At 65.2% G+C, this 21,685-nt stretch carries 20 protein-coding genes; 13 read left to right on the forward strand and 7 right to left on the reverse strand.

Annotation, left to right across the window (positions count from 1 at the left end):
• From cyoE to VGH68_RS08890, 3 genes are all read left to right on the forward strand, one after another.
• On the forward strand, positions 1–648 hold a 648-nt coding region (cyoE, locus tag VGH68_RS08880), incomplete at its 5' end, for a heme o synthase (protein ID WP_331603213.1).
• 4 nt (positions 649–652) lie between these two features.
• Positions 653–1,282, forward strand: a complete 630-nt coding sequence (locus tag VGH68_RS08885) for an SCO family protein (protein ID WP_331603215.1) — start codon at positions 653–655, stop codon at positions 1,280–1,282.
• Between the two features lie 102 nt (positions 1,283–1,384).
• A complete protein-coding gene (locus VGH68_RS08890) occupies positions 1,385–2,197 on the forward strand; it encodes a MetQ/NlpA family ABC transporter substrate-binding protein (protein ID WP_331603216.1) in 813 nt (270 codons plus the stop codon).
• Between the two features lie 64 nt (positions 2,198–2,261).
• Here VGH68_RS08890 and VGH68_RS08895 read toward each other — a convergent pair whose 3' ends face one another.
• Positions 2,262–3,191 (reverse strand): bifunctional helix-turn-helix transcriptional regulator/GNAT family N-acetyltransferase, encoded by a 930-nt coding sequence (locus tag VGH68_RS08895; protein WP_331603217.1) that lies wholly within the window; start codon positions 3,189–3,191, stop codon positions 2,262–2,264.
• A gap of 388 nt (positions 3,192–3,579) precedes the next feature.
• Here VGH68_RS08895 and VGH68_RS08900 point away from each other — a divergent pair, with 388 nt between their 5' ends.
• The 5 genes from VGH68_RS08900 to nagE all read left to right on the forward strand — a co-directional run bounded on the left by VGH68_RS08900 (position 3,580) and on the right by nagE (position 11,055).
• A complete protein-coding gene (locus VGH68_RS08900; RefSeq protein ID WP_331603218.1) occupies positions 3,580–4,314 on the forward strand; it encodes a GntR family transcriptional regulator in 735 nt (244 codons plus the stop codon).
• Between the two features lie 85 nt (positions 4,315–4,399).
• Complete coding sequence (gene nagA, locus VGH68_RS08905; RefSeq protein ID WP_331603219.1) at positions 4,400–5,503, forward strand: N-acetylglucosamine-6-phosphate deacetylase; 1,104 nt, start codon at positions 4,400–4,402, stop codon at positions 5,501–5,503.
• Positions 5,487–6,503, forward strand: a complete 1,017-nt coding sequence (locus tag VGH68_RS08910) for an SIS domain-containing protein (protein WP_331603220.1) — start codon at positions 5,487–5,489, stop codon at positions 6,501–6,503. The genes nagA and VGH68_RS08910 overlap by 17 nt, the downstream gene beginning before the upstream one ends.
• A 38-nt stretch (positions 6,504–6,541) precedes the next feature.
• Entirely contained in the window at positions 6,542–9,112 is a 2,571-nt protein-coding gene (gene ptsP, locus VGH68_RS08915) for a phosphoenolpyruvate--protein phosphotransferase (RefSeq protein ID WP_331603221.1), read from the forward strand.
• A 128-nt stretch (positions 9,113–9,240) separates the two neighbouring features.
• On the forward strand, positions 9,241–11,055 hold the full coding sequence (gene nagE, locus VGH68_RS08920; protein WP_331603222.1) for an N-acetylglucosamine-specific PTS transporter subunit IIBC: 1,815 nt from the start codon (positions 9,241–9,243) through the stop codon (positions 11,053–11,055).
• A gap of 109 nt (positions 11,056–11,164) precedes the next feature.
• Here the strand turns inward: nagE and cydB are convergent, their stop codons facing one another.
• The 4 genes from cydB to rpoH all read right to left on the reverse strand — a co-directional run bounded on the left by cydB (position 11,165) and on the right by rpoH (position 15,500).
• Complete coding sequence (gene cydB, locus VGH68_RS08925; protein ID WP_331603223.1) at positions 11,165–12,301, reverse strand: cytochrome d ubiquinol oxidase subunit II; 1,137 nt, start codon at positions 12,299–12,301, stop codon at positions 11,165–11,167.
• A 34-nt stretch (positions 12,302–12,335) separates the two neighbouring features.
• Positions 12,336–13,931 carry a cytochrome ubiquinol oxidase subunit I gene (locus VGH68_RS08930; protein WP_331603224.1) on the reverse strand — a complete coding sequence of 532 codons (1,596 nt, stop codon included), beginning with the start codon at positions 13,929–13,931 and terminating at the stop codon, positions 12,336–12,338.
• On the reverse strand, positions 13,921–14,181 hold the full coding sequence (gene cydP, locus VGH68_RS08935; RefSeq protein ID WP_331603225.1) for a cytochrome oxidase putative small subunit CydP: 261 nt from the start codon (positions 14,179–14,181) through the stop codon (positions 13,921–13,923). The genes VGH68_RS08930 and cydP overlap by 11 nt, the downstream gene beginning before the upstream one ends.
• 383 nt (positions 14,182–14,564) lie before the next feature.
• Positions 14,565–15,500: an RNA polymerase sigma factor RpoH gene (rpoH, locus tag VGH68_RS08940; protein WP_331603226.1), complete on the reverse strand. Its 936-nt coding sequence runs from the start codon at positions 15,498–15,500 to the stop codon at positions 14,565–14,567.
• 360 nt (positions 15,501–15,860) lie between these two features.
• On the opposite strand from rpoH, the gene VGH68_RS08945 reads away from it, so the two are divergent.
• Together VGH68_RS08945 and VGH68_RS08950 are read left to right on the forward strand one after the other, a co-directional pair.
• Positions 15,861–16,424 carry an acyloxyacyl hydrolase gene (locus tag VGH68_RS08945; RefSeq protein WP_331603227.1) on the forward strand — a complete coding sequence of 188 codons (564 nt, stop codon included), beginning with the start codon at positions 15,861–15,863 and terminating at the stop codon, positions 16,422–16,424.
• A gap of 41 nt (positions 16,425–16,465) precedes the next feature.
• Complete coding sequence (locus VGH68_RS08950) at positions 16,466–16,849, forward strand: nuclear transport factor 2 family protein (RefSeq protein WP_331603228.1); 384 nt, start codon at positions 16,466–16,468, stop codon at positions 16,847–16,849.
• Between the two features lie 58 nt (positions 16,850–16,907).
• Here VGH68_RS08950 and ybiB read toward each other — a convergent pair whose 3' ends face one another.
• Positions 16,908–17,885, reverse strand: coding sequence for a DNA-binding protein YbiB (ybiB, locus tag VGH68_RS08955; RefSeq protein ID WP_331603229.1), 978 nt, complete (start codon positions 17,883–17,885; stop codon positions 16,908–16,910).
• Between the two features lie 226 nt (positions 17,886–18,111).
• On the opposite strand from ybiB, the gene VGH68_RS08960 reads away from it, so the two are divergent.
• Together VGH68_RS08960 and maiA are read left to right on the forward strand one after the other, a co-directional pair.
• Positions 18,112–18,810 carry a fumarylacetoacetate hydrolase family protein gene (locus VGH68_RS08960; RefSeq protein WP_331603230.1) on the forward strand — a complete coding sequence of 233 codons (699 nt, stop codon included), beginning with the start codon at positions 18,112–18,114 and terminating at the stop codon, positions 18,808–18,810.
• A gap of 33 nt (positions 18,811–18,843) precedes the next feature.
• Entirely contained in the window at positions 18,844–19,488 is a 645-nt protein-coding gene (gene maiA / locus VGH68_RS08965; protein ID WP_331603231.1) for a maleylacetoacetate isomerase, read from the forward strand.
• Between the two features lie 128 nt (positions 19,489–19,616).
• Here the strand turns inward: maiA and ftsY are convergent, their stop codons facing one another.
• The gene (ftsY, locus tag VGH68_RS08970) at positions 19,617–20,792 is read right to left on the reverse strand and encodes a signal recognition particle-docking protein FtsY (RefSeq protein ID WP_331603232.1); all 1,176 of its coding nucleotides are present in this window, start codon (positions 20,790–20,792) and stop codon (positions 19,617–19,619) included.
• 246 nt (positions 20,793–21,038) lie between these two features.
• Here ftsY and rsmD point away from each other — a divergent pair, with 246 nt between their 5' ends.
• Positions 21,039–21,653: a 16S rRNA (guanine(966)-N(2))-methyltransferase RsmD gene (gene rsmD, locus VGH68_RS08975; RefSeq protein WP_331603233.1), complete on the forward strand. Its 615-nt coding sequence runs from the start codon at positions 21,039–21,041 to the stop codon at positions 21,651–21,653.
• Positions 21,654–21,685: the final 32 nt, after the last annotated feature.

A 21,685-nucleotide genomic window follows, 5' to 3' on the forward strand; every position in this document is an offset into this window, starting at 1 on the left:
TCCGCTCGCGGCGAGATCACCACGCCGCAGATTCTGCTGTTTTCAGCGGTGCTCGGCGGCCTCGGCATGTGGACGATCTACACGTTCGCCAACCCGCTGACCATGTGGCTTACGGTGGCCACCTTCGTCGGCTATGCGGTCATCTATACGCTGCTACTCAAGCCGGCCACGCCGCAGAACATCGTGATCGGTGGCGCGTCGGGCGCGATGCCGCCGGCGCTCGGCTGGGCCGCGGTCACCGGTCACGTACCGGGCGACGCCTGGATTCTGGTGCTGATCATCTTCGTCTGGACGCCGCCGCATTTCTGGGCGCTCGCGCTGTATCGCCGCAAAGACTACGAAAACGCCGGTTTGCCGATGCTGCCGAACACGCACGGCGAAAAGTACACGCGCCTGCATATCCTGCTGTACACGGTCATCCTCTTTGCGGTTTCGCTGATGCCGTTTATCTCCGCCATGAGCGGGGTCGTGTATCTCGGCGCGGCGGTGCTGCTCGGCGCCGTGTTTCTCGCGTATGCGTGGAAGATCTACCGGCAATATTCGGACGATCTCGCACGCCGAACCTTCCGCTACTCGATCGTCTATCTGTCGCTGCTGTTCGCCGCGCTGCTGATCGACCACTATGCGCGCGTCGTGATCGGCGCGTAACACCATGCTCAAGAACCGCTTTGCGCGCGTCGCGCGCGTTGCTGTGATCGCTTGCGCGCTCGGCAGCGCGCTCGGCGTCACGCTCGTCACGGCGGGCTGTGGCAAGCAGCCGCCCGCCTTCACGAATCTGGACCTCACTGGCAACACCCAGTTCGGGAGCGATTTCTCGCTGCCCGACACGTCGGGCAAGATCCGCACGCTGGCCGATTACAAGGGCAAGGTGGTGGTGCTTTTCTTTGGCTACACGCATTGCCCGGACGTCTGCCCGACGACGATGGCCGAACTGTCGCAGGCGTTGCAGCAGCTGGGTCCGGAAGACGCGAAGCGCGTGCAAGTGCTGTTCGCCACCGTCGACCCCGAGCGCGATACGCCGCAGTTGCTCGCGCAATACGTGTCGGCGTTCAATCCGGGCTTCGTCGGCCTACGTCCGGCCAGTGAGGAACAACTCGCGAAGCTCGCCAAGAGCTTCCGCGTGTACTACGCGAAGGTGCCGGGCAAGACGCCCGATAGCTACACGATGGATCACACGGCCGCGAGCTACGTGTTCGACACGGATGGCAAGCTGCGTCTTTTCGCGCGCGATGGCCAGGGCGCGACCCCGTGGGTGCATGACATCAAATTGCTGCTCGATTGAGACTGAAAGCATCGCAGCCGCGGTCCTCGCGACTGCGGGTGATCGCATGCGTCGCGCGCGGATCGGGACCCATCGGCAAAAATCAGTAACAGCGAGAATCACATGCAGCGCAGAAACCTCCTCAAAGCCGTCACCGCAGTCATTGCCGGCGCGGCGATCATGACCAGTGCCGGTGCCCACGCGGACGACAAGGTCATCAAGGTCGGCACGATCGGCGGGCCGGACGCACAAATCTGGGAAGTCGTCGCCAAAGTGGCGAAGCGCGAAGGCCTGAACGTGAAGGTCGTCGAATTCAACGACTACATCCAGCCGAACGCGGCGCTCGACGCCGGCGACCTCGACGCGAACAGCTTCCAGCACCAGCCTTACCTCGATAGCCAGATCAAGCAGCGCGGCTACAAGCTCGTCAACGCGGGCCTCACGTACATTTCGCCGCTCGGCGCGTACTCGAAGAAGTTCAAGTCGTTGAAGGATCTGCCGCAGGGCGCGAAGGTCGCGGTGCCGAACGATCCGTCGAATGAAAACCGCGCGCTGCTGTTGCTTCAGGCGCAACGTCTGATCAAGCTGAAGGACGGCGCGGGCACCGGCGGCAACAACGCCACGCCGCTCGATATCGCGGCCAATCCGAACAAGATCAGGTTCGTCGAACTCGACGCCGCGCAACTACCGCGTTCGCTGGCCGATGTCGATGCCGCCGTGATCAACACGAACTTCGCGCTGGCCGCGGGCCTGCAGCCGACCAAAGACGCGATCGCGCTCGAAGACATCCACAGCCCGTACGCGAACCTGATCGCGGTGCGCGCGAAGGACAAGGACCAGCCGTGGGTCAAGAAGCTGGTCGCGGCGTATCAATCAGAAGATGTGCGCCAGTTCATCAACACGCAGTTCAAGGGTTCGATGGTGCCGTCGTTCTGAGCGACGTTTCGTATCGCCATCTGATCGCATCAACGAAGGCACGCGCCGTATCGGCGCGTGCTTTTTATAGCTCCAGCTCCCATCTTTCGATCGTCAGATCCTGACCGAACCGGCGCTCCGCCCCCGTGCTGGCGAGCCCGAAGTCGTTGCGCTCGCACAGCCGCCGCAGTTCGACGAGCGTGCTCGCCGTTTTCAGCGTGAGCTTCGTATATCCGGCGCGCCTGGCGAATCGAACACATTCGCCAAGCAACTGCGCGCCGATGCCCAGCCGCCGCGTATCCGGCTCGACCCACAGCAAGCGCACGCCCGCGACCGTCGTCGATACGGCGACGAGACACACGGAGCCGACCACGAGTCCGCCCTGTTCGGCGATCCAGCACCGCTCGCGCAGCGAATCGTTGCGCTGCGCGTAATCTGCGACGACGCGCGCGAGCAATCCCTCGAACGTCTGATCCCAGCCATATTGCGCGGCGAACCACTGCGCCTGACGATGCACGAGCCAGCCGCATTCGCCGCTGAGCGGCTGCCGCAGCCGCACGAGTTCTTCGTGCTTGGGGTTATCGCCGAGCAGGCGCTCGATCAGCTTCATCGCCGCGATCAGTTGCTCCTGAGAAAACGCGGTGAGCCTGCCGAGCTGTCCCAGCGCCTCCTGTACGGCAGCCTCGTCGAGCGGCGCATAGGTTGCATGGCCGTCCTCGGTAAGGGCAATCAGCGACTGGCGCGCGTCGGTGTCGGACGGGCGGCGTGTGATCAGGCTGCGTCGTTCGAAACTGGCGAGCAGGCGGCTCAGATAGCCGCTATCGAGGCCGAGCGCGCGGCCCAGCACCGATGCGGTTTGCGCGTGTCCCCGAGAAAGCTCGTGCAGTACGCGCACTTCCGTCAGCGAGAATTCGCTTCGGGCCAGACGCTCATGGAGCGCGCCGATCCATCGGGTATAGAAGCGGTTGAAATGGCGGACGGCGTTTGCGCGCCGCAACGCCTCTGAATCTGTCAAGGGAGGCCCCCGGAGAACTGTCTTATGGATTGGTGCGCACCACTATATTGGAATTGCCGCGCCGCCGCAGCGCGGAGGCGGCTCTGCGAAAGCTTTGCCGGAAACTGGACTTGAACTGGTATTAAACAGACGCTGGGCCGGGCGGCTGTCCGTGCGCATCGAACCAGAAAACGCGTGCGGGTACCCTCCGCTGGTATCGCATGCGGGTAAATCCTGATCCGCAACATCATCGCGAAACCGCGTTGTCGACGGCTGAAAACCATACCCATCAAGGCTCTCAGCGAATCCTGACGAGCATGGAACCAGTCCGTTGACTGGTATTATGGTGGTTATATAATGGGCTCTCAACTTTTCCGGCCCGTGTTGCTCGCGGCTGCGTTGGAGCCCCATGGAAACTCGCTGGTCCGCATTGATGCCTGACGTGCGCAACGTCACGCCGCTCTATCTGCAACTCGCGCGCAACCTTGCGACGGCGATCCATTGCGGCGTCTGGTCGGCCGGCGAAGCGCTGCCGTCGGAGCGCACGCTGTCCGACGCGATCGGCGTGTCGCGCATCACCGCCAGGAAGGCGATCGAGCTACTGGTCGAACAAGGTCTGATTCGCCGTTCGCGCGGCGCTGGCAGTTTCATTACGCCGCGCGTCGAGGATCCGCTGTCGCGCCTCACCGGCTTCACGAAGAAGATGCAGCAGCGTGGTTTCCGGCCAGATTCGGTGTGGCTCGAGCGCGAGGTTCGCCCGGCCAACCGCGACGAGTTACTGCACCTTGGCCTGACGCCGGGCGCGGCGGTCACGAGCCTGCGACGGCTGCGGCGCGCTGACGGGATCGTGATGGCGGTCGAGCATTCGGCGCTGCCGGCCGCGATCGTCCCCGACCCCCTCGCGATCGGTGATTCCCTGTACAGCTATCTCGAACAACGCGGCGCGGCGGTAGTGCGCGCGTTGCAGCACTTCCGCGCGGTCAACGCGTCGAGCGAAGTGGCCGCGCTGATGGACATCGAACCGCGCACCGCGTTGCTCGTCATTACCCGTATCGGCTACAGCGCGGATCAGCGCGCGATCGAGCTGACCGACACTTATTGCCGCGACGATTACTACGACTTCGTCGCCGAACTGCGCACCTGAGCGCGCGACTGAACCGCACGGCCGGGCAGGCCGCGAGCCCGGCGGGCGTAATTTGCCGCACACGTATCACGCACCAGAGAGACTCATGCTGACCGGAAACATACTCACCACCCAAGGGTGGATCCACGGCACGCTCGAATCCGAAAACGGCCGCATCACGGCGCTGACCGGTGAACCCGTCGATCCGTCGACCAACGACGCGCCGTACATCCTGCCTGGCTTCATCGATCTGCACGTGCACGGCGGCGGCGGCGCCGACGTGATGGAAGCCGGCGACGCAATCGAAACGATCACCCGCACGCACGCACGCCACGGCACGACGAGCCTGCTCGCGACCACGATGACCGCGCCGCGCGACGAACTGATGAGCGTGGTCGCCGGTCTCGGCAACGTCGCGCGGGCACGCACGCCGGGCGGCTCGCGCGTGCTCGGCGTGCATCTCGAGGGTCCGTACATCAACCCCGGCAAGCTCGGTGCACAGCCGGACGCGGCGGTCTCCGCGGTGATGGATGAGGTGCTCAAGTATCTGTCGATCGCGCCGATCCGCGTGGTCACGCTGGCGCCCGAAATCGCCGGCCATATGGAGATCATCTCCGAGATGGCGGCGCGCGGCGTGCGCGTGCAGCTCGGCCATTCGCTCGGCACCTACGATGACGCGGTCGCCGCGCTCAAGCATGGTGCCTGCGGCTTCACGCATCTGTTCAACGCAATGTCGCCGCTGCATCACCGCAATCCGGGCCTGGTCGGCGCGGCGCTCGCGCATGCCGAGTACGCCGAAATCATTCCCGACCTGCTGCATGTGCATCCGGGCGCGATCCGGACCGCGCTGCGCGCGATTCCGCGTCTGTACGTGGTGACGGACAGCACGTCCGCCACCGGCATGCCCGACGGCGAATACCGCCTCGGCAGCCAGCACGTGACGAAGTGCCTCGGCGGCGTGCGTCTCGCCGACGGCACGCTCGCCGGCAGCACGCTGACGATGGATCAGGCGCTGCGCAACCTCGTATCGATCGGCTTGCCGATCGCCGATGTATCGAACCGCTTGTCGCGCTATGCCGCCGACTATCTCGGCATCGAGGACCGCGGCCGTATTGCGCGTGGCGCGTGGGCGGACGTGGTGGTGTTCGATCGCGAGCTCGCGCTCGCCGCGACTTACGTCGAAGGAGAAGCCATTGTCGAATATGCTTAACGAAGCGCTCGCGTCCGCCGCCACGGTCGCCGCGCAACTCTCCGATACCTCGCGCGTCGCGGCGCTCGCGGCGAAGCTCGCCGAACAGCCGCGCCATGTCGCGCTGACGGTCGCGCGCGGCAGCTCCGATCACGCGGCCAGCTACTTCGCGTCGCTGACGATGAGCCGCGTCGGCGTGCCGGTCGCGTCGCTGCCGATGTCGGTCGCCACGCTGCAGCAGGCACCGCTGCAGGTGCGCGATCAGCTCGCGCTCGCTTTCTCTCAATCGGGCCAGAGCCCCGATCTGGTCGGCACGATGAGCGCGCTGCGCGCTGCCGGCGCGCTGACGGTCGCCGCGGTCAATGCGCCGGCTTCGCCGCTTGCCGACGCATGCGAATGGCATCTGCCGCTCGCCGCCGGTCCCGAGCTGAGCGTCGCTGCGACCAAGAGCTATATCGCGATGCTGTCGATCTCCGCGCAACTGGTCGCGCATTGGCAGAACGATGCGGAACTGCTCGGCGCGCTCTCCACGTTGCCTGACGCGCTCGAGCGCGCGGGCCGGCTCGACTGGTCGATGGCCGTGGCTGAACTGCGCGGCGTCGAACGGATGATCGTGATCGGCCGCGGCCTTGGCCTCGCGATCGCGCAGGAAGCCGCGCTGAAGCTGAAGGAAACCTCCGGCATTCAAGCCGAAGCGTTTTCGAGTGCGGAAGTGCGCCACGGTCCGATGGAGCTGATCGATCGCGACTATCCGCTGCTCGTATTCGCGCCGCGCGGACCGGAGCAGGCGGGCCTGCTGCAACTCGCGCACGACATGCGCGCACGCGGCGCGCGGGTGCTGCTCGCCGCGCCCGACGACGTGCCCGAAGCGTCGCTGCCGCTAATTTCAGCCGCTCATGCGGCGCTCGATCCGATCGCCGCGATCCTGTCCTTTTACGTGATGGCCGCGGACCTTGCCGCCGCGCGCGGGCGCAATCCCGACGCGCCACGCCACCTCAACAAAGTCACCGAAACTCATTGACGAGAATGCAGATGCGACGTGTCGAGAAGTCCAGCCTGATGAGCCATTCCGCAAATCACATTGTGTTGCTTGCTCCGCTGACCGGTCCGGTCGTGCCGCTCGCGAACGTGCCGGACCCGGTGTTCTCGGGCGGCATGTTCGGCGACGGCATCGGCATCGATCCGCTCGAGGGCCGGCTTGTCGCGCCGTGCGATGGCGTCGTCACGCATCTCGCGCGCACCGGTCATGCGGTGACGCTTGCGACTGCCGAGGGTGTGCAAATCCTGCTGCATATCGGTATCGACACGGTCGAGCTGAATGGCAAGGGCTTCGCGCCGATGGTCGAGGAGGGCGCGCAGGTCCGTGCGGGCGACGTGCTGATCGAGTTCGATCAGGACCAGATCGCGATCAGCGCGCCGAGCCTCGTGTCGGTCATCGCGATTGCGAATTCGGATGCATTCGAGGTGATCGAGCGTGCGCCGTTCGGCCGTGCGAAGGCCGGCGAAACGCCGCTGCTGGTGCTGCGCGCGCGGGCCGGCGCGAATGCCGGCGCGGTGTCGAGCGACGCAAGCACCGCGCAGGACGAAGCGCGCCTGCAGGTCACGCTCACACACGCGGGCGGTCTGCACGCACGGCCGGCGGCGCGTGCGCGCGAAGCGGCGCGCGGCTTCGATGCGCGCGTCGCGGTGCGTTACGAGGGGCGCCAGGCGGCGATCGAAAGCGTGGTCGGTCTGTTGGCCCTGGGCGCCGGTCAAGGCGCGACGGTAGAGTTGCTCGGCGTCGGCCCGCAAGCACAGGCCGCGGTCGATGCGATCGCGCATGAACTGACGCGCGACGCGCACGGCGAAGTCGAGCAGAAGCCGGCGCGGCAAGTGGCCGCGCCGTCGACCCCCGCGGTTGCCGTGCGTCCGGCGGACGGCGAACGGTTTGCGCCGAATACGCTCGCGGGCGTCTGCGCGGCGCCCGGCGTTGCGCTCGGCAAGATCGTGCGCTGGGACGACGCCGACGTCGATCCACCCGAACAGGCAAGCGGCACGCCGCCGGCGGAGAGCCGTCTGCTCGACAACGCGATCGCGACCGTCGACGCGGATCTCGACACGATCGTGCGCGACGCGTCGCAACGCGGCGCGGTCGGTGAGGCGGGAATTTTCGCGGTGCATCGCGTGTTGCTCGAAGACCCGGCGCTGCTCGACGCGGCGCGCGATCTGATCAGCTTGGGCAAGAGCGCCGGTTTCGCGTGGCGTGATGCGATTCGCGCGCAGATCCGAATCCTCGGCAATGTCGAAGATGCGTTGCTAGCGGAACGCGCGGCCGATCTGCGCGACATCGAAAAGCGGGTGCTGCGTGCGCTCGGCTATACGAGCGCGGCGGCGCGCACGCTGCCCGACGAAGCGGTGCTCGCCGCGGACGAATTCACCCCGTCGGATCTGTCCTCGCTCGATCGCACGCGCGTGACCGCGCTGGTGATGGCGCGTGGCGGCGCGACCTCGCACGCGGCGATTCTCGCGCGTCAGGCGGGCATTCCGGCGCTGGTCGCGATCGGCGATGCATTGCATGCGATTCCCGACGGCACGCAGGTGGTCGTGAATGCGAGCGCCGGCCGGCTCGAATTGGCGCCGACCCAACTCGACGTCGAGCGTGCGCGCCAGGAGCGCAGCCGCCTCGCCGACGTGCGCGAGGCGAATCGCCGCACGTCGCAGCAAGCGGCAACCACCTCCGATGGCCGCGCGATCGAAGTGGCCGCGAATATCGCAACGCTCGACGACGCGAAAGCCGCGCTCGACAACGGTGCCGACGCGGTCGGCCTGCTGCGCACCGAGCTGCTGTTCATCCACCGGCCGGCCGCGCCGAACGCTGATGAACATCGCCAGAGCTACCAGGCGATCGTCGACGCGTTGAGCGGCCGCACCGCGATCATCCGCACGCTCGATGTCGGCGCGGACAAGGAAGTCGATTACCTGACGCTGCCGCCCGAGCCGAACCCCGCGCTCGGCTTGCGCGGCGTGCGCCTTGCGCAAGTGCGCCCGGATCTGCTCGACGATCAGTTGCGCGGGCTGCTCGCGGTGCAGCCGGTAGGTGCGGTGCGCATCCTGCTGCCGATGATCACCGATGCGGGCGAACTGGTGCGCATCCGCAAGCGGATCGACGAACTCGCACGCGACGTGGGCCGCATCGAGCCGATCGAAGTCGGCGCGATGATCGAAGTGCCATCGGCGGCGCTGCTGGCCGATCAGCTCGCTCGGCACGCGGATTTTCTGTCCATCGGCACCAACGATCTGACCCAGTACACGCTCGCGATGGACCGTTGCCAACCCGATCTCGCGGCCCAGGCGGACGGCCTGCATCCGGCGGTGCTGCGGCTGATCGCGGCTACTGTCGAAGGCGCGGCGAAGCACGGCAAATGGGTCGGCGTTTGCGGCGCGCTCGCCGGCGATCCGCTCGCGATGCCACTGCTCGTCGGGCTCGGTGTGACCGAGCTTTCGGTGGACCCGGTGTCGGTGCCGGGCATCAAGGCGCGCGTGCGCACGCTCGACTATCGACTGTGCCGCCAGCACGCGCAGGACGCGCTCGCACTCGACTCCGCGCAGGCGGTCAGGGCGGCGAGCCGCGCAACCTGGCCACTCGACTGAAGCCTCTGTTTGCCGCGCTGGCGCCGGCACGCGAGTGCCAGCCGGTCTTCGCACGGCGCGATACCGACACACCCTGCTGCACCACTTAAGCAAAACGTTCAACTACGAGACAAGGATTGGAGATACCCATGGATGGAAATCCGTTTCTGAAGATTCAGCGGCTCGGACGCGCGCTGATGCTGCCGATCGCGGTCCTGCCGGTGGCCGGTCTGCTGCTGAGACTCGGCCAGCCCGATGTGTTCAACATCAAGATGATCGCCGACGCGGGCGACGCGATTTTCAGCAATCTGCCGCTGCTGTTCGCGATCGGCGTGGCGGTCGGTTTCGCGAAGGACAACAACGGCGTCGCGGGTCTCGCGGGCGCGATCGGCTATCTGGTGCAGGTCGCCGTGATGAAGGACATCAACGACAAGCTCAACATGGGTGTGTTGTCGGGGATCATCGCGGGTATCGTCGCGGGGCTGCTGTACAACCGCTACAAGGACATCAAGCTGCCCGACTACCTTGCGTTCTTCGGCGGCAAACGCTTCGTGCCGATCGTCACGGGGTTGATATGTGTCGGGCTCGGGATCGTGTTCGGCTATGTGTGGCAACCGGTGCAGTCCGCAATCGACATCGCCGGCCACTGGCTCACCACGGCCGGCGCATTGGGCGCATTCGTGTTCGGCGTGCTGAACCGGCTGCTGCTCGTCACCGGCCTGCATCACATCCTGAATTCGCTGACGTGGTTCGTGTTCGGCACCTTCACGCCGGCGGGCGGCGCGCCGGTCACCGGCGACCTGCACCGCTTCTTCGCGGGCGATCCGACCGCGGGCACCTTCATGACGGGCTTTTTCCCGGTGATGATGTTCGGCCTGCCGGCCGCGTGTCTGGCGATGTATCACGAGGCGCCGAAAGAGCGTCGCGCGATGGTGTTCGGCCTGCTGGCCTCGATGGCGCTGACGTCGTTCCTGACCGGCGTGACCGAGCCGATCGAATTCAGCTTCATGTTCCTCGCGCCGGTGCTCTATGCGATCCACGCGCTGCTGACGGGGCTGTCGCTGGCGATCTGCTCGGCGCTCGGCATTCACCTGGGCTTCACGTTCTCGGCGGGCTTCATCGACTACGTGCTGAACTTCGGCCTGTCGACGAAGGGCTGGTGGGCGATTCCGCTGGGCATCGTGTACGCGCTCGCCTACTACGGTCTATTCCGCTTCTTCATCCGCAAGTTCAACATGGCAACGCCGGGCCGTGAGCCCGCCACTGCCGACGAGCAGCCCAATTCGTTCGTCGCGGGCGGTTTGGCCACGCCCGCGGCCGGCGCGGCGGTGCCGCGCGCGCAGCGCTATATCGCGGCGCTTGGCGGTGCGGCGAATCTGTCGGTGGTGGATGCGTGCACGACGCGTTTGCGTCTGTCGGTCGTCGATGCGGAAAAGGTCGCCGAGAACGAGCTGAAGTCGATCGGTGCGCGTGGCGTGCTCAAACGCGGCGCGACCAACGTGCAGGTGATTATCGGGCCGGAGGCGGACATCATCGCCGACGAGATTCGTACGGTGATTGCGCACGGTGGCGGCGGTGAAGCGGTGAAGGTCGCTGTCGCCGCGGATACGGCCGTGGCTGCCGTTGCCGCCATGCCGACCGCGCCGGCGCCGGATGCTCAAACGGCTCAGCACGCGCAACGCGGTCCGCTCGATCCGGATCCGCTGCGCTGGCTCGCGGTGTTCGGTGGCGCCGGCAACGTGGTGTCGCTCGATGCCGTCGCGACGACACGTCTGAGAATCGTCGTGCGTGATCCGTCGGCGGTCGATCGTCAGCGTCTCGCTTCGCTCGATACCGCATGGGTCGCGGCGGACACGTTTCATATCGTCGTCGGCGACGCGGCGCAGCGTTATGCGCAGGCACTGGCCGCCGGGCGCGTGTCGTTGCGCGGCGGCGGCGCGGGCGCGGCACCGATGCCGGCGTGATCGATGGATTGCTTGAGGTGGGCAGCGCGCGTCGCTGCCGGTGCCCCCTCAACCACCTGATGCCGCGTGATGCGGCGGCATTCGGTGCATCGACAGTGCGCGATGCCGCTCAATACATCGAATGGTGGTTTTCCTCGATCGCCGCCGCGGTGATTTTGCCGCGCATCACGCGATATACCCAGCCCGTGTAGAGCAGAATCAGCGGCAGGAACAGGATCACCGCGAACAGCATGATCTCGAGCGTCAGGCGGCTCGACGTCGCATCCCATAGCGTCAGGCTGCTGCGGCCGTCGAGCGCCGACGGCATGATGAACGGGAACATCGAAAAGCCGGCGGTCAGAATCACGCCGAGCACCATCAGCGACGTCGACAGGAACGCGCTCGCCTCGAAGCGCGAACGGGCGAGCAGCGCGGCGAGCAGGCCGCCGACCACACCCGCGAGCGGCGCGAGCGCCATCCACGGATAGAGCGCGTAGTTGGTGAGCCACAAACCCGGCGCGCCGATCACGGTCTTCATCAGCGGATTCGAGACCGCGTCGAGCGGCGGCGCGTCGACGATCTGGTAGCCGCCGATCATCGTCGCGACCAGCGCGCCGGCGATCACGAACAGCGCCACCGCGCACAGCGCCGCGAGCCGTAGCGCCTTCGACGCGCGCTCGTGGATCACGCCATCCGACTTCCACTTCACAAACGCAGCGCCGTGCGCGGTCAGCATCGATACGCTGACGAGTCCGCACAGCAGCCCGAACGGATTGAGCAGGCCGAAGAAGCCGCCGTGATAGGTGACGCGCAGATCGGTATCGAACGAGAACGGCACGCCTTGCAGCAGATTACCGAACGCGACGCCGAATATCAGCGCCGGCACGAATCCGCCTATAAACAGCCCCCAGTCCCACGCACTGCGCCAGCGCGGATCTTCCCGCTTGCCGCGATAGTCGAAGCCGACCGGCCGGAAGAACAGCGCGAACAGCACGAGCAGCATCGCGAAATAGAAGCCGGAGAACGACGCCGCGTACGCGAGCGGCCACGCGGCGAACATCGCGCCGCCCGCGGTGACGAGCCACACCTGATTGCCTTCCCAGGTCGCGCCGACCGTATTCACGACGATACGGCGCTCGGCGTCCGTTCTGGCGATGAACGGCAGCAGGATCGCGGCGCCCATGTCGAAGCCGTCGGTGAGCGCGAAGCCGATCAGCAGCACGCCGATCAGCGCCCACCAGATCAGTCTGAGAACAGCGTAGTCCATGGCGGTTTTCCCCTTTCAGCGGCGTGGCGGCGGGTCACGCGACCGTATTCGGCGCAAGCGGCTCGGTCACCGGCTGTGCGATTTCATGGTGATAGCGGCCCGTATGCAGCGAGGACGGGCCAAGCCGCGCGTACTTGAACATCAGCGTGATTTCGATGATGAACAGCACCGTGTAGAACAGCACGAAGCCGCCGATGCTCAGATACAGATCGCGCGGCGTCAGGTTCGACGCGGCAAGGTTGGTCGGCAGAATGCCCGCGATGCTCCACGGCTGGCGGCCCATTTCCGCGACGATCCAGCCGAGTTCGGCGGCAAGCCATGGCAATGGAATCGCCCACACCGCCCAGCGCAGGAACCAGCGGCGCTTTTCCAGCAACAGCGTGCGCTGCGCGCAGAACCAGAACGCCAGCACGAAGGTCGCGAGGAACAGCAGGCCGAGGCCGACCATCAGGCGAAACGAGAAGAACACCGGCAGCACCGGCGGCACCGTCCGTTTTGCCGCTTCGGCGATCTGCACCGGCGTCGCGTCTGTCACGTTCGCCGTGAACGGCTTGAGCAACAGGGCGTAGCCGAGATCCTCCTGGTGCGCTTCGAAGGTCGCGCGCGCTTCGTCGCTCGCGTCGCCGCCTTTGAGCTTTTGCAGCGCCTCATAGGCGAGCATGCCGTTCTTGATGCGCCCTTCGTTCTGCTCGATCAGCTCGCGCAGGCCGACCACCGGCTCATTAAGCGAACGGGTGGCAATGATGCCGAGCGCGTAGGGCACGCGGATCGCGTAGTCAGTGCGCTGTTCCCGCTGGTTCGGGATACCGAAGATCGTGAACGCTGCCGGCGCGGGCGCGGTCTCCCATTCGGATTCGATTGCCGCCAGCTTGATCTGTTGGACTTCGCCAGTGCGGTAGCCCGATTCGTCGCCGAGCACGATCACGCACAACGACGACGCGAGCCCGAAACCGGCGGCGATCGCGAACGAACGCAGCGCGAATTCGGTGTCGCGGCGCTTGAGCAGGTACCACGACGACACGCCGAGCACGAAGATCGCCGCGGTCACATAGCCGGCCGATACCGTGTGCACGAACTTCACCTGCGCGACCGGGTTGAAGATCACCGCGGAGATGCTGTCCAGTTCCATGCGCATCGTCTGGTAGTTGAACTTTGCGCCGACCGGATTATTCATCCAGCCATTGGCGACCAGGATCCACAACGCGGACAGGTTCGAGCCCAGCGCGACGCAGAACGTGACGATCAGATGCTGTACCCGGGACAGCCGGTTCCAGCCGAAGAAAAACAGGCCGACAAAGGTCGATTCGAGGAAGAACGCCATCAGCCCTTCGACGGCGAGCGGCACCCCGAAAATATCGCCGACGTAGTGCGAGTAGTACGCCCAGTTGGTGCCGAACTGGAACTCCAGCGTGAGGCCGGTGGCGACGCCCATCGCGAAGTTGATACCGAACAGCTTGCCCCAGAACTGCGTCATGTCCTTGTAGATAGCCTTGCCGGTCATCACGTAGACGGACTCCATGATGACGAGCAGCCACGCGAGCCCGAGCGTGAGCGGCACGAACAGAAAGTGATACAGCGCCGTGACGGCGAACTGGAGGCGCGACAGTTCTACGACTTCGTTAACGGGCATGTTGATCACCTTGGGACGGATGCGGCGCAGGCACCGACAGCAGCGCCCGGGCGACTTGGTCTTGCGGCAGCGTCATGTGGTCCGCCTGCGGATGATTGAAGAACGTGTACTTGAGCGCCATCAGCAACGCGAACTTGATGACGAGGATGATGGTGATATTGCGTGCCAGCGTTGGACTGCGTGCCCAGCCGGTGAACCGGTCGCGCCAGCGAGACCGGACGGTGCTGCTGCGATTGACGGCTATGGTCATGTTCGGTCGAAAGACGACTTCGCGCCGGTGTGTCCGGCCGGATCCAGACCGCCTGGCTCTCGGACGGTCTGGCGAATGCATGCCGATCGTAGGAGTGGGACTTCGCTCGCTTGGTGCAGCGTTGCGGCATCGAGTCGAGAAACGCGCCGCGTTCATCCAGTATTGCTATCTGGTCCGCAATACGTCAAGGAAGCTGTGCCGGCCCGGCATGCGTCGGCCCCGAGATTGTCGAATGGACGCAAAAAAGCCCCGCTCTCTGGCGAGGGCGGGGCTCATGTCACTGATAGGCTATCGATGGCCTACCGGCGGCGATACAAGAGCCGGCGGTTCGAACCGATGCGCGTCGGGATTCGAGATTCGACGCGCACGCGGCAACTGCACCTTTATGCGTATTCGGCCAATGCGCCGCGCATCTTCTTCATTGCGCTCGCTTCGATCTGCCGGATACGTTCGGCAGATACACCGAACTCGTCCGCCAGTTCGTGCAGCGTGGAGCCGCCCGAGCCGTCGTCGGCCACCTTCAGCCAGCGAGCTTCGATGATGCGGCGGCTGCGCGGGTCGAGTGCATTGAGAGCGGTGGCGATGCCGTCGCTTTGCAGCTTGTCGCGCTGACGCGAAGCCAGCACGGCGGTCGGCTCGCTATGCGAGTCGGCCAGGTAGGCGATCGGCGCGTACGACTCTTCGCCGTCTTCGATCTGGCCTTCCAGCGCGATGTCACCGCCCGACAGACGCGTTTCCATTTCAGCGACTTCTTCGCGCTTTACGTTCAGTTCCTTCGCGAGACCGTCGATCTCGTCCGGCGTGAATGCGCTCAAGCCCTGCTTGTGACTGCGCAGGTTGAAGAACAGCTTGCGCTGCGCCTTGGTGGTCGCGACCTTGACCGTGCGCCAATTGCGCAGGATGTATTCGTGGATTTCGGCCTTGATCCAGTGCATCGCGTATGACACCAGGCGCACGTTTTGCTCGGGGTCAAAGCGCTTGACGGCCTTCATCAGGCCGATGTTGCCTTCCTGGATCAGGTCGGCGTGCGGCAGCCCGTAACCGAGATAATTGCGGGCGATCGACACCACGAGCCGCAGGTGCGACAGCACGAGACGGCGCGCGGACTCGAGATTGTCGTGCTCGCGAAATTCGGTTGCGAACTGGCGTTCTTCCGCCGGCGTCAGCATCGGGATGCGATTGACTGCCTGGATGTAGGCGTCGATGTTGCCCAACTGGCCGGGCAGCAGCGAGAAATGCGAGAGCGCCAGTGCACCTGCCGGAGCGGCCTTAGCCGACGACGGGCTCAGAGTACTCGGGAGGGTCATTGCATGGCTCACGTGTAAAACTCCTTTGGAATCAGACGATAGCGTATTCAGATAACGACTCCAGCGACGGATGTTAGCACTCTGCTTTACCGAGTGCTAATACTTAGAGCCCGTGGGGGCATCCAAGTTCCCTCGCAGCTATTGAAGTCGAGGTTTCAATAGCCATCATACGCTCTATTTGGTCGCCGCGAGGTAGACGTATAAATTACCGAGGCATACCGCACATAGCGCATAAACGACTGATTTCCTGACAATTGGAAGCCAGCAATTTCAATTTTGGGGCATTTATCCACAGACCCGCCGCCTGGCGTTTGACTTTTAAATCAGCAGCGCAGTTGTGCCTCGTTAAATATTCGTGACAGCGGGCACCCGATGGAAAAGAACAACAGTGTTTTGCGTGGACTTGCTCGAAATGGTGCGCTCGCTGCCCTGCTAATGGCCCTGGCCGGCGCGGCCTTGGCCGATCCGTTCGGTATTCAGGTGGCAGCCGGGGCCGGCGACCATCACATCAGGAAGCTCGATCTGGGCCTCGCATGGGATCCGAACGGGACCTGGTGGCCGATCGGCGACTGGCATTTTGCGCTCATCGGCGAGGCGCACGCCGCGTGGTGGCACACCAACGAAGGGAACGTCCACGAGGATATCGGCGAGATCGGCGTGACGCCGATGATCCGTTTCATCAAATCGTCGGGCTCGGTGCGGCCGTTCGCCGAGGTGGGCGCCGGCGTCCGGCTCCTGACGAGTCCCCGCATTTCTACCGACCTTACGCTCAGCACCGCGTTCCAGTTCGCCGAGACGGCCGGCGTCGGACTGCAGTTCGGCGAGCGTCAGCAGTACCTTGCGGGCTACCGCTTTCAGCATGTGTCCAATGGCGGTATCAAAGAGCCGAATCCTGGTATAAATTTCAGCCAGCTATATTTGCAATACAACTTCTGACCGTGGTGCCGTTCCGGCCGCGCTGTGCGAGGGGCTCTGCAATGGCGGCAAACATGATCGAAGCGATTCGCGGGCTCGAGCGGGAGCGTTTTCATGCAATGGTCGAGGCCGACGGGCAGTCGCTCGACATGCTGCTCTCGGACAACGTGAGCTACGTTCATACCAATGGCAAGCGCGAGACGAAACGGCAATTCATCGACGGAATTACCGCGGGGCGCCGCCGCTATCGTCAGATCGAGGTGCAGTCGCAGGACGTGCTGCCGGCCGGGCGCGAAACCTACGTCGTCACCGGCCGGGCGCTGATCGAGATGGAAGCGAACAACGGCGCGCTGCTGTTTCCGATTGCCTATACGGCGATTCATACGCATGAAGACGGCCAGTGGCGGCTGATTGCCTGGCAGGCGACGCGTTGCGCGATCGAATGAGCGTTGCTGCTGCGCCGGTCGGCGCGCCGGACGGTCGAAGCGCGAAAACGCGCGGCCGTCAGACCGGCGCTTTCGCGATATCGACGATCAGCTCGACCTGCCGCTCGACCGCGCCCGGCACCGGCGCTTCGCCGCGCAGCACCGCATCGATCCATGCGGCCGTGGTTGCTGCGTCGCGCGCCTCGGGCAGTTCGACTTCAGGCGCGTCGCGCGACGAACGCTCATGCGGCAGACGCGTTTCGCACACGCCATCGTGCAGCCAGTCGACCTGCACCTGGCGCCGCGTATCGGCCACCGCCTCGCCCTCGGTGCCGCGCGCGAGCAATGCGCCGCCGACGGCCGCATCGGGATGCGTGTTGAACAACTGCGTGAGACTGTCGCGATACGGCGGATGCGTGTAATTCACGAGGCGCAGGCCCGCCGGCGCGAACGGCTGCAGGATTTTCACCAGCGTGTGCGTCGAATTGCGTACGCCCATGCGCCTGCGCAGCGCGAGCAGGCGAGCGAGCTTTGGCGCGAGTACGTCGATGGCCGCGAACGCGACGCGGCGCTCGGCGAGGCGGTCTTCTATCTGCGCGTGCGACTGAGCGTGCGCGATCCGCAGATGCGTGAAGATCTCCGCGCTCGTCACGCGGCCCGGATCTTCGGTGACACCATGCACCAGCACCGGCACGCCTTCTCGCGCGAGCAGCAGTGCGAGCAGCGGCACGAGGTTCGGCTGCTTGCGCGCGCCGTTGTACGACGGGATTGAGACGGGCCGGTACGCGCCGTGCGGCAAGCGCAGCGGCTCGAATGATGCGTGCGCGACGGCCAGCATCGCGGCGAGTTCGTCGGCGGTTTCGCCTTTCACGCGATACGCGAGCAGCACCGCGCCGAGTTCGAGGTCATCGACGCGGCCGTCGAGCATCGCGCGATAGAGTGCGCGAGTATCGTCGGCGGTCAGCGCACGGGCGCCGTTTGGGCCGCGGCCGATTTCCTTGATGAAGCGGGCGCAAGGGAAAGGGGAAACGGTATCGGTGTCGGTGGCGTCGGTCATCGGGTGCAGGGGGCGGGTCGCGCTGCCAGTCGCATTCGGGCCGCGGGCGCGCCGCTCAGGAGAGGCTGTTGGGTGTGAGTATCGCATCTATGGCGGGCGGGCGAGACGGAACGTGGCGGTGCGGGTCGCTGCCCGTCTGCGTCGCGGCGTACCGTGCCGCGCGTTACACTCGATGTTTTCTCGCCGCGTCGGCGGCGCCAATCGGAAACGGAAAACGGAGAACGAGATGAGTTACGTGTTTGCACCCGCACCGCAGGTCGCGGTGCCGGTCGTGGGGTCGAGCGAGCAGTTCGCGGTGCGGCGTATCTACTGCGTGGGGCGCAACTACGAGGCGCACGCGCGCGAGATGGGGCATGACCCGGATCGCGAGCCGCCGTTCTTCTTCACGAAGCCGGCCGATGCGGTGGTGTACGTGGCGCCAGGCACGACCGGTGAGTTCCCGTATCCGTCGCAAACGAAGAACGTTCATTTCGAAATGGAAATGGTCGCGGCAATCGGCAAGAGCGGCAAGAACATTCCCGCCGACAGCGCGCTCGATCACGTGTACGGCTACGCACTGGGTCTCGACATGACGCGCCGCGACTTGCAGGGCGAAGCGAAGAAGATGGGGCGTCCGTGGGACACCGCGAAGGGCTTCGATCATTCGGCTCCGCTCGGTCCCATCCACCCCGCGTCGAAGGTCGGACATATCGGCAAGGGCGCGATCTGGCTGTCGGTGAACGGTGAGGAGAAGCAGCGCTCGGACGTGTCGCAACTGATCTGGTCGGTGGCAGAGACCGTCGCCTATCTGTCGACGCTGTTCGAATTGCAGCCGGGGGATCTGATTTTTACCGGCACGCCAGAAGGCGTCGGCGCAGTCGCGCAGGGCGATCTGATGAAAGGCGGCGTCGAAGGGCTCGGCGAGTTCAGCGTGCGCGTCGTCTGACGGCTCGCGGGCAGGCTGGAGGAGACAGACAACATGAAGCTGTACAGCTATTTCCGCAGTTCGGCGTCGTATCGCGTGCGCATCGCGCTGAACGTGAAGAACCTGCCGTACGACTACGTGCCCGTGCACCTCGTGCGCGACGGCGGCGAGCAGTTAAAGCCCGAATATCGCAAGCTCAATATGGACGGCGTCGTGCCGACGCTCGTCGACGGCAACAGCGTGTTGCCGCAATCGCTGGCGATCATCGAGTATCTCGACGAGACGCATCCCGAGCCGCCGCTATTGCCGAAGACGCCAGTCGATCGCGCGTATGTGCGGTCGATTGCGTTGCAGGTCGCGTGCGAGATTCATCCGTTGAACAATCTGCGCGTGCTCAAGTATCTGAAGCACACGCTATGCGTGGATGAGGACGCGAAAGACGCGTGGTACCGGCATTGGATCGACTCCGGCTTCGCGACGCTGGAGACGAATCTGGCGAGCAACCCGCACACCGGCAAACTGTGTTTCGGCGATACACCGACGCTCGCCGACGCGTGTCTGATTCCGCAGGTGTTCAACGCGCAGCGCTTCAAGGTCGATACGGCGAAGTTTCCGACGATCCAGCGCATCTACGATCACGCGATGCAGATCGATGCCTTCGCTCGCGCCGCGCCCGGTGCGCAGCCGGATACCGAATGAGGGGCCGCTAGCCGTCGTGCCGGTCGGTGTGACGGTGGCCTGAAAATGAAGAAGGGCACTTCGCGGAGTGCCCTTCGCATCTGGTCGAGCCGGCGGTACACCGCCCGGCGCCTGGTCAGACGATGCGGTTACCCGCCCAGCAGCGCGTCCGAAAACTCCTCCGCGCTGAACGGCTGGAGATCCTCGACCCTTTCGCCGACACCGATGAAATACACCGGAATCGGCCGTTGACGTGCAATGGCCGCGAGAATGCCGCCTTTCGCGGTGCCATCCAGCTTGGTGACGATCAGGCCGGTGAGGCCGAGCGCGTCGTCGAACGCCTTGACCTGGCTGAGCGCGTTCTGACCGGTGTTCGCGTCGATCACGAGCAGCACCTCGTGCGGCGCGCCGTCCTGTGCCTTGCCGATCACCCGCTTCACTTTGCGCAGTTCTTCCATGAGATGCAATTGGGTCGGCAGACGCCCGGCCGTGTCGGCCATCATCACGTCGATCTTGCGGGCGCGTGCGGCGCCCACCGCATCGAAGATCACCGCCGCCGCGTCGCCGCTTTCCTGCGCGACCACGGTCACGTTGTTGCGCTGGCCCCAGATGGCCAGTTGTTCGCGCGCGGCGGCGCGGAACGTGTCGCCGGCGGCGAGCAGCACCGACTGATTGAAGCTCTGCAGATGCTTGGCAAGCTTGCCGATGCTGGTGGTTTTGCCCGCGCCGTTGACGCCGGCGATCATCATCACGAGCGGCTGCGCGCGGCCGAGCATCAACGATTTTTCGAGCGGCTTGAGCAGATCGACGAGCAGTGAGCGCAGTGCCGCCTTGACTTGCTGCGGGTCCGTCAGGCGGTCGTTGCGCACTTTTTCGCGCAGCGCTTCGAGCAGAAATTCGGTGGCCTCCACGCCGGCATCGGACATCAGCAGCGCGGTTTCGAGTTCTTCGTACAGATCCTCGTCGATCTTCGCGCCGACGAAAATGCCAGTGAGGCTCGAACTGGTTTTCGACAGGCCGCTCTTCAGACGGGTGAGCCACGAGCGTCTGGCGCTTGCATCCTGCTCGGGCGGCGGGACGATTTCGACGGTTTCGAGCGCGGCATCTTGCGGCTTGGGTTCGGGTTCGAGTTCCGGTTCGAGTTCCGGTTCGATGACGGACGCAGCCACTGGCGCAATAGCGCGCGCCGCAGGTGCGGCAGGCGCTTCGGGCAGTTCAGGTGCGGCATCCGCCTCGGGCGTCGAGGCGTCTCGCGCTGCCTGCGATGCGTCTGCGTCCGTGTCGGACTCTTTCGAACCCTTGAATCGTTTGAAAAAGCTGAACATGATCTGGCTATGGAGAGCGCGCCGCTGCGCGCAGCCGGCCCGGGACCGGCGAAGGAGGGCAGCGCCCCGATGCGAAAAGACAAGGCGCTGGCAGCCGCACATTTTATCAGGGGTGTCGCGCCACGTCGTATAAGCCGAATGGCCGGGCTGGACGGGCGCCGCCCCTGTGGTAACGTTGGCGCTCTTGCCCGCGCGCATTGGCGCGGCGGGCGCATTCACCACGTAGTCGAAACTGCACGACACTGCATGCCTCGTTTAGCACCCTCACGCGCCGCCGGCGCTTCGTCCAAAGGCGGCAAGCCGCATGGCATCCGTATCATCGGCGGCGACTGGAAGCGCACGCCGCTGCCCGTGCTCGATCTGGACGGCCTGCGTCCCACGCCCGACCGCGTGCGTGAAACGCTGTTTAACTGGCTCGGCCAGCGTCTGGACGGCCAGCGTTGCCTCGATCTGTTTGCCGGCAGCGGCGCGCTCGGTTTCGAAGCCGCGTCACGCGGCGCGGCGCGGGTGCTAATGGTGGAGCGCAATGCCCGGGCCGCCGGCCAGTTGCGCGCGAACCAGCAGCGCCTGTCGGCATCGATGATCGAGATCGCCGAAGCGGACGGCCTGCGTCTTGCTGCCAGTCTCGCGACAGGCTCATTCGACGTGGTGTTCCTCGATCCGCCGTTCGGCGCCGACCTGCTGGGCAAGGCGCTGGCGGTGAGCGTCCCGCTGGTCGCAGCGGGCGGCTTTCTGTATGTAGAAGCAGGCGGCGCGCTCGACCCGGACAGCTATCAGCCGCTCGCCGGGTGGCAAATCGTGCGGCAGGGCAAGGCGGGCGCTGTCCACTTTCATTTGCTGCAGCGCGAAAATAAGGAATAATGCGCGTTCCAAAAAGGGGCCGGGCGGTTTAT

Source organism: Paraburkholderia sp. (genome assembly GCF_036488505.1).
In the GTDB taxonomy this organism is placed as follows: Bacteria; Pseudomonadota; Gammaproteobacteria; order Burkholderiales; family Burkholderiaceae; genus Paraburkholderia.